We start from the raw sequence: 8579 nt of genomic DNA on the forward strand, positions 1-8579 counted from the left end.
ACTTTTTCAGGTCTGCTGGTGCTGCATGGACACGATATGGCAGTCCGGGCAGAACTCCATATAGAGCGTGCCCTCCGCACAGTCAAACACCGTATCCCACTGGATCTGCGCCAGATACTTCATGGGCTTCCCACAGTGGGGGCAGGTATATTTCAGACTCATGTTCTCATACTCCTTTTAGACAATAAAAAAGCCCCACGCCGCACTGTCATAAAGACAGGCTGACGCAGGACATGAAGAAGCCGCGTTGAAGGAGCCGCATCCACCAGCGGATGTAGTTTCTTCAACAACCAAAATATTTTTTTCGTATCTTAAAGCAGCAAATTGCTGTCCAATATATTTGTTCATAGCGGCACCATTTGTTCTGAGCATAGTTTTATATTTTATTATATCACAGCACTCCTTCAATGAAAATATTTTGTTGGAAATGCCAATGAAAAATTTTTGTGAATTTGTTAAGTCGTAGGGGTTGTTATTTCCATAGTATCTGGATGGATCAGAGTGATTGCTTTTCCGTTTCGTAAGGCATAATTGACTGTCTGTGCTGTGCCTGAGCGCAGCTTTTTCTGATTATCAAACACACCGATGATGTACTCTGCATGATCGACCATATAATAATTTCTTTTTTTATAACTGGAAACATCCGCAGAATGTGAAATAACAATCGAATCGTTTGCGTTTTGGATCAGCTTTTTCAATCTATGTCTACTCTGATCCGGCCATTTAGAGTCATAGCCGATGAAGGGAATTACAACGATAATTTTAATATCCTCGTATCCTGTTTGTGCTTTCAATGTTAGCAGCTGTTCTCCAGCCCACATATCCACACCAAGAGCACCGCCGACAAAAAAAGTACGGACAAATTTCTCGTCATGGAGTATACGAAACTGCTCCAGGAGACATTCTTTTAGCTTTTGGCATAGAGGATCTTCCTCATTATATCCAAAGCAAAATCTTGTTGGTCTGTGGCCGGTAATGGCACAGGCATACTGATTCATACAAATCACCCTTAATAACTGCCTTGATTACGCATATAAAGCAAAAATAACGCAAATAATAATGCGTATAAAGGTTATATTACAAAATTATAACACAACACATACGAAGTATCAAGAATTGCTTTCTGCTATGCTAAAAGAGCAGAGAGGTGAGCGTATGGACGAAGAATTTATCCGCAATCGAATCACAGAATTACGATTGAAAAAAGGCGTTTCAGAATACCAGATGAGCATGGAGTTAGGGCAGAACAGAAGCTATATTCAGGCAATTTCTTCCGGGCGTTCTATGCCGTCTATGAAGCAGTTTCTCAACATCTGTGAGTATTTTGAAATCACGCCGCTTCAATTTTTTGATGCACAGGAGAATAACCCTCAGCTTATCAAGAAGCCTTTGGACGGAATGAGAAAGATGTCAGATGACGATCTGATTATGCTGATTGGTTTTATAAGTCGCTTAAACACAGAAAACTAACGATAGGAGGCAGTAAGCGTCCCGTCGTTAGTTTTTTATTTTATGCGCAGCATATTGTGGCAAGCAATGCTTGTGGCTATCCATTTCGCCACAAACTGCTTGTTGAGGGCAGTGCCCCCAAGCCCCTTTGAACACAGAATTTCATTCTGTGGCTGCGCGTTCTACGAACGCTTTTGACCAGGACCAGCTTATCGCTGGCCGTGGTCTTTTTCTTTTTCAACATCCTGTTCTACCTCCATTTTCAGCACTCGATCCACATTGGCCTTTGCCGTTAAAAGCTCCCGCATTTCCTCACGGGAACGCCGGTACTCGGCATAGGTCTTTTTCTTTTCTTCCAGCAATTTCGCGTACTCCGTCTGTAACTCTTTGACCTTGGGCAGCTTCTTGACGCCCATCTCATCAAAGGCATTCTTAGCAGCCTGGTGGAGCAGAATTTCTTCCTCATGTTCCTCCCGGAATTTCTTAGAGTAGCCTGCCTTGCGGTATGCCACATAGACCTCACGGGTCTTGGCATAATTTACAATGTGAGTACGCAGAACAGCAATCTCTGCCATGCGCTTTTCAGCCGCTTTGATCTGCGCCGAAAGCTCATTGTGATGTGCCGTGGCAGCCGCAGCCTTTTCTTCCAAAACCGCATACTCCAGCAGGTTATTCTCTGACAAGTAATTCATGGTCTGCGCCATCTGCTTGAGGTTGAACACCTTAGCCCATCGAGCATAGCCAGCACCTTTTCCAGCCTGCAATTTTGCCTGAATGTCCACCAGCAGATTGACCTTCTGCGTCTCTGCCTGTGTAACTATTTTCTTTCGTGGGGTATGCGCTTTCTTCCCGGAGAGAACCGCCTGCAAATCATCTAATCCATATCCTTCGCCCAGGCTGTCCATTCGGGCGGCTTTCTCCCAGCCGGGGAGTTTCAAACGATACGATTTTCCGCGCTTTGATACTTCACAGCCGGACTCTTTTAGCAGCTTCAGCAGTTCCTCAAAATTAGCAGGACTTTGTGATAATGCGTTGTCAATCGCTACACGCAGCAGCTCTCGGTGAGAGGGCTTTGCCTGATCGCCCAGCCACTTGTTATAGCTCTTTCCGTGAGGTTTCGGATTCTCCACAATGGATAGTCCGTTTTCGACGCAGATGGTGTCACTTAACTGTCGGACTGCCTTGGTGCTGCCCCAAAAGTTTCGGAATTTCCGGTCATATTCTAAGCTGACCGATGACCAGATAATGTGATTGTGAATGTGCGACTTGTCTATGTGGGTGCAGACCACAAAGGCATGATTGCCCTTGGTGAATCGCTTGGCAAATTCCACACCCAGCCGATTGGCTTCCTCCGGTGTGATCTCACCGGGGCGGAACGACTGGCGCACATGATAGGCGATCACATCATCCGCACCTCGCACTCGTCCGGTCGCGGCAAGGTACTGCCGCTTTGCCAGAAGGAACTCTGCATCCGCAGTCCTGCTGTCACACGCATAGCCGGTAATGAGCCTGCCATTATCTGTTTTTTTGGGATTGGCCACATAGTCGATGATGTCACTGATCGCCCGACTTTCTGTGCGGCCCTTGCCGACATGAAGCGGCATGATTCTTGTGGTTGCCATAGGTCAGACCTCCTTCCCGAAAAGAAAACGGCCTGCCATAGCAGACCGCTTTCACTATTCTATAAAACTTTCTTCATCGAAAAAATTGAACTCATCATCTTCTAAGTGTCTTGGTGGAAATCTCATTTCATATTGCTCTTGCGCCAATGCACGGACATCAGGCCGCCTATTCTTTAGTCGATTTTTCAGCCAGGACAACTGCTCTTTCGATAGCCTCCATGGAAGATTCAAAAGACGATTCAGTGTCATCAGTTCAGCCTGCTTTTCTGCTGGTAGCGAAGCACAGGATTTACAAATGTGGGATGCATGACCTTTGCCTGAAAAATTTTCGTTGGCTTTGTATTCACCACAAACTTTACAATAGTGTCCATGCTTTTTCATAAGCTGATGCCCTTCTCACAAAGAACATATAACCTGCGAATTGCTTTCATAATCACATCCCATTCCAAATCAGAAGCATAAGAAAACTTTTTACGGTATGCCTCCCAAAGTTTTTGCATAACCGAATCATTTTCCACTTCGTCAAAAACTTCTTCAGCCTGGTTAAGATACTTCTCCGATCCCCGTTTATGAGCAGTTGCCAGAAGCGCATCATGTAAAATTTTCGGGTTCAGCGTGGTTCCATGCAGCTGTTCTAAAATGTAAATATCGTAGAAATCTCTCATGCGGGTATTGGTTGTGGTTCTAGTAATAATGGTTTCCAGTTTTTCTGCCAGCACAGTTTCTAAATTATAAGCCCAAATATCAATGGAGCGATCTTCCAGCATAAGTTTGAATGAATACCGAACCTCTCTTGGAGTGATTGCATCTCCCGTAGAAATATCAATTTTCAAAGGGGTCACTACACCATCGAATGTTGTACTCATGCTGACACGAATCCCCGGATACTCTGCTTCATCCATAATCTCCGAAATACTTTTCAGCTGAAATTTAACACCATCATCAATCGGAACAGTTACGATTGATGAAATTAGATTCTCAATATCCTCCACATTAACATTAGCTCCTTTTATGGTTGCATCCAAATCCATCGTAGAGCGGGCATCCAATCCAACCATAGCCGCTACCAACATACCACCCTTCAAGATAAACTTATCACGATACTCAGAAAGAGAAATACGCTCCAAAAAACGCTCCATCATGTAGTTCCTCATTAAAATCTGAGCATCTGCGGATTTTTCTCTGGAAAGGTTTCGTATTAAATCTTTAAGCTGTCTTGCTGTTTTTATCATAAAAGTACCTCCAAATACTGTCGTAAAATTTTTTCCACCTTGAACATCCCAGCATATTGCATTAAAGCTCGCAGGTTCTTATCTTTTCTACGGGCATACGCTTTCAGTGCTCCCTGAAAGGTCTGAATTTCAATTCTGCTACGGCTTCTGAGCAAATCACAGATTGTTCGCTCCATATCATAAACCGGCACAGTATGCCCGAACGGAGTTTTCGCTGTTGTAAGTCCTACATCATGTAAGTCTGCTTTAATCGTAAAAACTTGAATGCCTTCTGCTTTCATTTTGCTTGGATTGCATCCAGTTTTGACCGTAACTGTATATTCTATTGGTTCACGGTCTGTCAGATCGTGAAAAAATAAAGCTGTTTCATGTGAAAATACTGCTTGTTCAAATCGCAAATGAAGCAGATACATGGCATCCACCCAGGAATCTTTGGACAGATAAATCCCATGTGCGACTCTATCCAAATCTCGTGAACGCACATAATCATAAAATACCGGCTTTGAAATTCCAGAAGATACGACCTGCGATGTTCGCAGCATTCCTTCTTGTTCTGTTAGCATCTGATCCAGCTGTTCAAATTGTCCCATCATATCACTTCCTTTCGCACTAATATTATACGCGATATTAGTTCAAAAGTAAAGTCGTGGATATATAGTTTCTCTTTCCAAATTTAACAGACGGTGTCTGGCATTTTTATGGTTTTGCGTATTTTTATCCATAAACCAACTCCTGAATTGCAAATTTCAAACTCTGCACCTTACCCATCAGCCAGATTGCAGCCAACGGCAGCCCCATAGGGCTAATCAAAAATGCCATAACCAGCAAAATCACACCATTCTGCGGGGAATAGGTAAGCAGCACAGCCACACCAAGCAGAGCAATCACGGTACTGAACAGGCCGAGCACCAGACCGGATATGTAGATCAGCCCTGTGCAGAGCCAGACAAAAAGTGTCAGAACCAAAATGACCGGTGCAGTTATAATCATCAAAAGCCCTTTCAAAATCTTCATGTCATTTCCTCCTTGCAGCGTTCTTGGTATCTTTTCTAATCATATTATCCGGCATGGGCAGGCAAAAGACAAGGATACCGATAAAAAGAAAAAGCGGAGAGAGGAGCAGCGAAGTAATGCCGTTCCTCCCTCCGCAAATGGAGTATCTATCCCCGTTATAAAAGTTTGGAAAGCTGGGTAAGGATTTCCTTTACGCCCTCCCATAACTGTTCCTGCCGCTGGGATATATCCTCCAAGTCAGCATCATAAACCCGCCCAGTCTCATGCACTTTACGGGTCAGCTGGTTTAAGTTGTTGCTGCTTCGGCGCATCAGGGAAACAAGCTCCTTCAGCTCCGGCAGCTCCAGCTTGACTACATACCCATCCAGCGCCATTTTTCTTAGATAGGCTTCACGGTTGGAGGTTCCAAACTGAGACATTTTTTGCTCAATCACAGCAAGCTCCTCCGCTGAAACTCTAAAGTTTAATTGCATATCCCGCTTACGCTTTGCCATAGTTATCGCTCCGGCTCCCGTTTCTTTGAGGCGGCGGGCTTATGGGCCGGCAGCTCCTGTTTGAGCTTATCCCGTACTGAGGGACGGGACGGTTGCAGTTTTTCTCCCTGAGTACGGCTACGCTGCTGTTCTTCACGCACCAGATCAATAAAGCCATCCAGTACAGCAGGGTGGCTGTTCAGGACATAACCACAACGGACGGTTTCGGGGTTCTCGTTGGGAATGGTCTTAGCCCATTCCTTATTGCGTCGGGAGTAGCGCCCATCCCAGTCCTGAAGCTGGACGGTGTTGGCCAGAACCAAAGCCACACGCTCCATGCCATAGGTCTCGATCACACCCTTTGCCGCATCGTGACTGAGATACATTCCGTCGAAGTGTTCCCGCACCGCCGCTTCAATGGACTCCTTGCATTGGAGATTTACATTGTTGAAAGCTCGGTACTGCTCCAGCTCCCCATGTTCTCTCGCATAGGCGGCAGAGTGGGGATAGACCGGTGTTGTTCGCAGTTCCTCTTTAGCTCTGCACACATCATTGGCACGGTTCTCAATGCTGTCCCGGATCACATCCATGTGGCCGGTCTCCAGCTTTTCAAAATAGCGGTACACATCCGCCAGCGGCGAGGGAGATTCCAAAAGCGCCTCTGCCTGGGCATCGGTCAGCTCCAGTTCCTCCATCGCCATCACGATGTCCTCACGGATGGTGTACTCATAGGTGTGGTGCAGAATTTCTTCCGGGGGCTGGCTTTTCAGCCAGTCCCTGTATTTGTCCTGCTCAGCGGCCATCTTTTCATAAAGGGCCATATTCAAATCGTTGGTATTCATGTTATCGCACCTCCTCATGTTGTTTTGGTTTCTTGTCAGTACTGCGGGGCGGCACCGGGCGTTTCAGATGATCCAATACCGAAGGCCGTGTGCTTTTGGCAACGACAGCTTCATCGTGTGCCGGTCCCTTTCCGTCGATGTTGAGCAGGGTATCCAGCTCCACCAGACGGGCGTTTTTGCTTCTCAGTTCTTCTTCATAAAGGAATGGCTTTCCAACTTCCTCCTTTGCGGCAGCCTGCTGCTGACAAAGGTTATCCAGCTGGGCCTTTGCCGCCTCCAGACGCTGTGGCATCTGGGCGAGGGCATTGTCGATGCGGGTAAGATTTCCGCGAGGGTCTGTACCAAGGGTTGCCCTGTGGGTCATCTGGCCTTTCAACAGGAGCGTATATTCCTGTTTCCAAGCGGAAAATTCCACGGACATGGCATAGCCCCGGTAGCTGCCGATCTGTACCGGATCGGAGGTTTTGACCTCCTTGCAGGCATCCAAAAGGGCAGCACCGGCGTTCTCCTTATCGGTCAGCAGATCTCCACGGATCTCCATACCGGCAAAGCCGTCCTCCGGGTGCGGGTGAGCTGCCAAAACCTCCAGATCAGATTCAAAGCCCTTGATAAAGCCCTTGTGCTTTTCAATCTCCTCCGGGAAGTATTTGAGCAGCTGGTCCTCCAGACGATACTGCTTGCTCTGGTGGTCGGCTTTCATCAGCTTCAGGCGGGATACTTCCACATCCAAATCCATACGCTCTTTGATACGGGGGTCTCCGGCGCACAGGGCTTTGATCTCGGCAAAACTGAGGGCGGTTTCATCCACATCATCGCAGGAGCGCACCGGCGATTTAGAAGTCATGATCTGGGAAATGAATTTCTGCTTATTCTCCACCGTCTGCCAGAGGTATGCGTCAAAGGTTCCTTCGGTCACATAGCGGTACACATGGACAAGGGGATTCTGGTTGCCTTGGCGCTCGATACGGCCCTTGCGCTGGGCGAGGTCTCCGGGTCTCCACGGACAATCCAGATCATGAAGTGCCACCAGACGGTCCTGCACATTGGTGCCTGCGCCCATCTTGGCAGTGCTGCCCATAAGTACACGCACCTGACCGGTACGAACTTTGGAGAACAGCTCCTTTTTCCGCACTTCGGTATTGGCTTCATGGATAAAAGCGATCTGGTCGGCAGGCATCCCCTGGACAATGAGTTTCTGACGAATATCGTCATATACCGTAAATGCCGGTTCCTGCTCCGGCAGAGGCACAGCGCCTTCCAATGCGTGAAGCAGTGGATTATCCAGTGTTTTCGCCGCCTTGCTTGCAGGGGCTTTTGCCTGCGGGGTAGAAATGTCGCAAAACACCAGCTGGGTCAGCTTGTCAGCTTCGCCATCCCGCCAGATCTGCATGATGTTCTCTACGCACTGATTAACCTTTGTGCCGGGTTCATCCGGCAGCATCTGGTTGACGATCCTCTGGTCCAGCCCCAGCTTGCGGCCATCCGAGGTAATCTTGAGCATATTGTCCTGAGACGGGTCAACGGTTCCACTGTGTACCAGCGATGCGCGCTCCGAAAGAGCCTTGACCATTTCCTGCTGATGTTCGGTAGGCTGTGCCACAATGTTGTGGTATTCCACTTCCGGGGTAGGCAGATTCAGCTGGTCGGCAGTCTTAATGTCGGCCACTTCTTTGAACAGGTTCATCAGCTCCGGCAAATTAAAGAACTTGCTGAATCTCGTTCTTGCCCGGTAGCCGGTTCCCTCCGGTGCCAGCTCCAATGCTGTGACAGTCTCCCCAAATCGGGAAGCCCAGCAGTCGAAGTGGGTCATGTTCAGTTCTTGCAGGCGTTCATACTGAAGGTAGCGCTGCATGGTGTAAAGCTCGGTCATGGAGTTGCTGACCGGTGTGCCGGTGGCAAAGATCACGCCACGGTTTCCGGTGATCTCATCCATATAGCGGCACTTGG

General features: G+C 47.6%; 11 protein-coding genes and 1 pseudogene. 1 reads left to right on the forward strand and 11 read right to left on the reverse strand.

All coding sequences use genetic code 11. The features are described from left to right. Positions 1-6: 6 nt before the first annotated feature. The 3 genes from LI241_RS02830 to LI241_RS02840 form a co-directional block, all read right to left on the reverse strand. A complete protein-coding gene (locus tag LI241_RS02830; protein WP_227150992.1) occupies positions 7-162 on the reverse strand; it encodes a hypothetical protein in 156 nt (51 codons plus the stop codon). Between the two features lie 15 nt (positions 163-177). Next, complete coding sequence (locus tag LI241_RS02835) at positions 178-348, reverse strand: hypothetical protein (protein WP_166434156.1); 171 nt, start codon at positions 346-348, stop codon at positions 178-180. A gap of 107 nt (positions 349-455) precedes the next feature. After that, on the reverse strand, positions 456-998 hold the full coding sequence (locus LI241_RS02840) for a DUF1273 domain-containing protein (RefSeq protein ID WP_227150927.1): 543 nt from the start codon (positions 996-998) through the stop codon (positions 456-458). A 157-nt stretch (positions 999-1155) separates the two neighbouring features. Here LI241_RS02840 and LI241_RS02845 point away from each other — a divergent pair, with 157 nt between their 5' ends. After that, entirely contained in the window at positions 1156-1470 is a 315-nt protein-coding gene (locus LI241_RS02845; protein WP_227150926.1) for a helix-turn-helix domain-containing protein, read from the forward strand. Positions 1471-1658: 188 nt separating this feature from the next. Here the strand turns inward: LI241_RS02845 and LI241_RS02850 are convergent, their stop codons facing one another. From LI241_RS02850 to LI241_RS02885, 8 genes and pseudogenes are all read right to left on the reverse strand, one after another. Continuing rightward, positions 1659-3071, reverse strand: a complete 1413-nt coding sequence (locus LI241_RS02850) for a relaxase/mobilization nuclease domain-containing protein (protein WP_002588983.1) — start codon at positions 3069-3071, stop codon at positions 1659-1661. Between the two features lie 54 nt (positions 3072-3125). Then, positions 3126-3452 carry a hypothetical protein gene (locus tag LI241_RS02855; protein WP_038270897.1) on the reverse strand — a complete coding sequence of 109 codons (327 nt, stop codon included), beginning with the start codon at positions 3450-3452 and terminating at the stop codon, positions 3126-3128. Then, positions 3449-4303, reverse strand: a complete 855-nt coding sequence (locus LI241_RS02860) for a nucleotidyl transferase AbiEii/AbiGii toxin family protein (RefSeq protein ID WP_002595844.1) — start codon at positions 4301-4303, stop codon at positions 3449-3451. Before LI241_RS02860 ends, LI241_RS02855 begins: the two co-directional genes overlap by 4 nt. Continuing rightward, positions 4300-4896: a type IV toxin-antitoxin system AbiEi family antitoxin domain-containing protein gene (locus LI241_RS02865; protein WP_002588981.1), complete on the reverse strand. Its 597-nt coding sequence runs from the start codon at positions 4894-4896 to the stop codon at positions 4300-4302. Before LI241_RS02865 ends, LI241_RS02860 begins: the two co-directional genes overlap by 4 nt. Positions 4897-5017: 121 nt before the next feature. Beyond that, positions 5018-5317, reverse strand: coding sequence for a CD1845 family protein (locus LI241_RS02870; RefSeq protein ID WP_002588980.1), 300 nt, complete (start codon positions 5315-5317; stop codon positions 5018-5020). 155 nt (positions 5318-5472) lie between these two features. Further along, a complete protein-coding gene (gene mobC / locus LI241_RS02875; RefSeq protein WP_002588979.1) occupies positions 5473-5811 on the reverse strand; it encodes a plasmid mobilization relaxosome protein MobC in 339 nt (112 codons plus the stop codon). Positions 5812-5813: 2 nt separating this feature from the next. Then, a complete protein-coding gene (locus LI241_RS02880) occupies positions 5814-6632 on the reverse strand; it encodes a DUF3849 domain-containing protein (protein ID WP_002588978.1) in 819 nt (272 codons plus the stop codon). Between the two features lies 1 nt (position 6633). After that, positions 6634-8579 (reverse strand): annotated as a pseudogene (locus LI241_RS02885) (helicase SNF2); the annotation flags it as partial.

The organism is Longicatena sp. 210702-DFI.1.196, assembly GCF_020563125.1.
GTDB classification, from domain to species: Bacteria; Bacillota_I; Bacilli_A; order Erysipelotrichales; family Erysipelotrichaceae; genus Longicatena; species Longicatena caecimuris.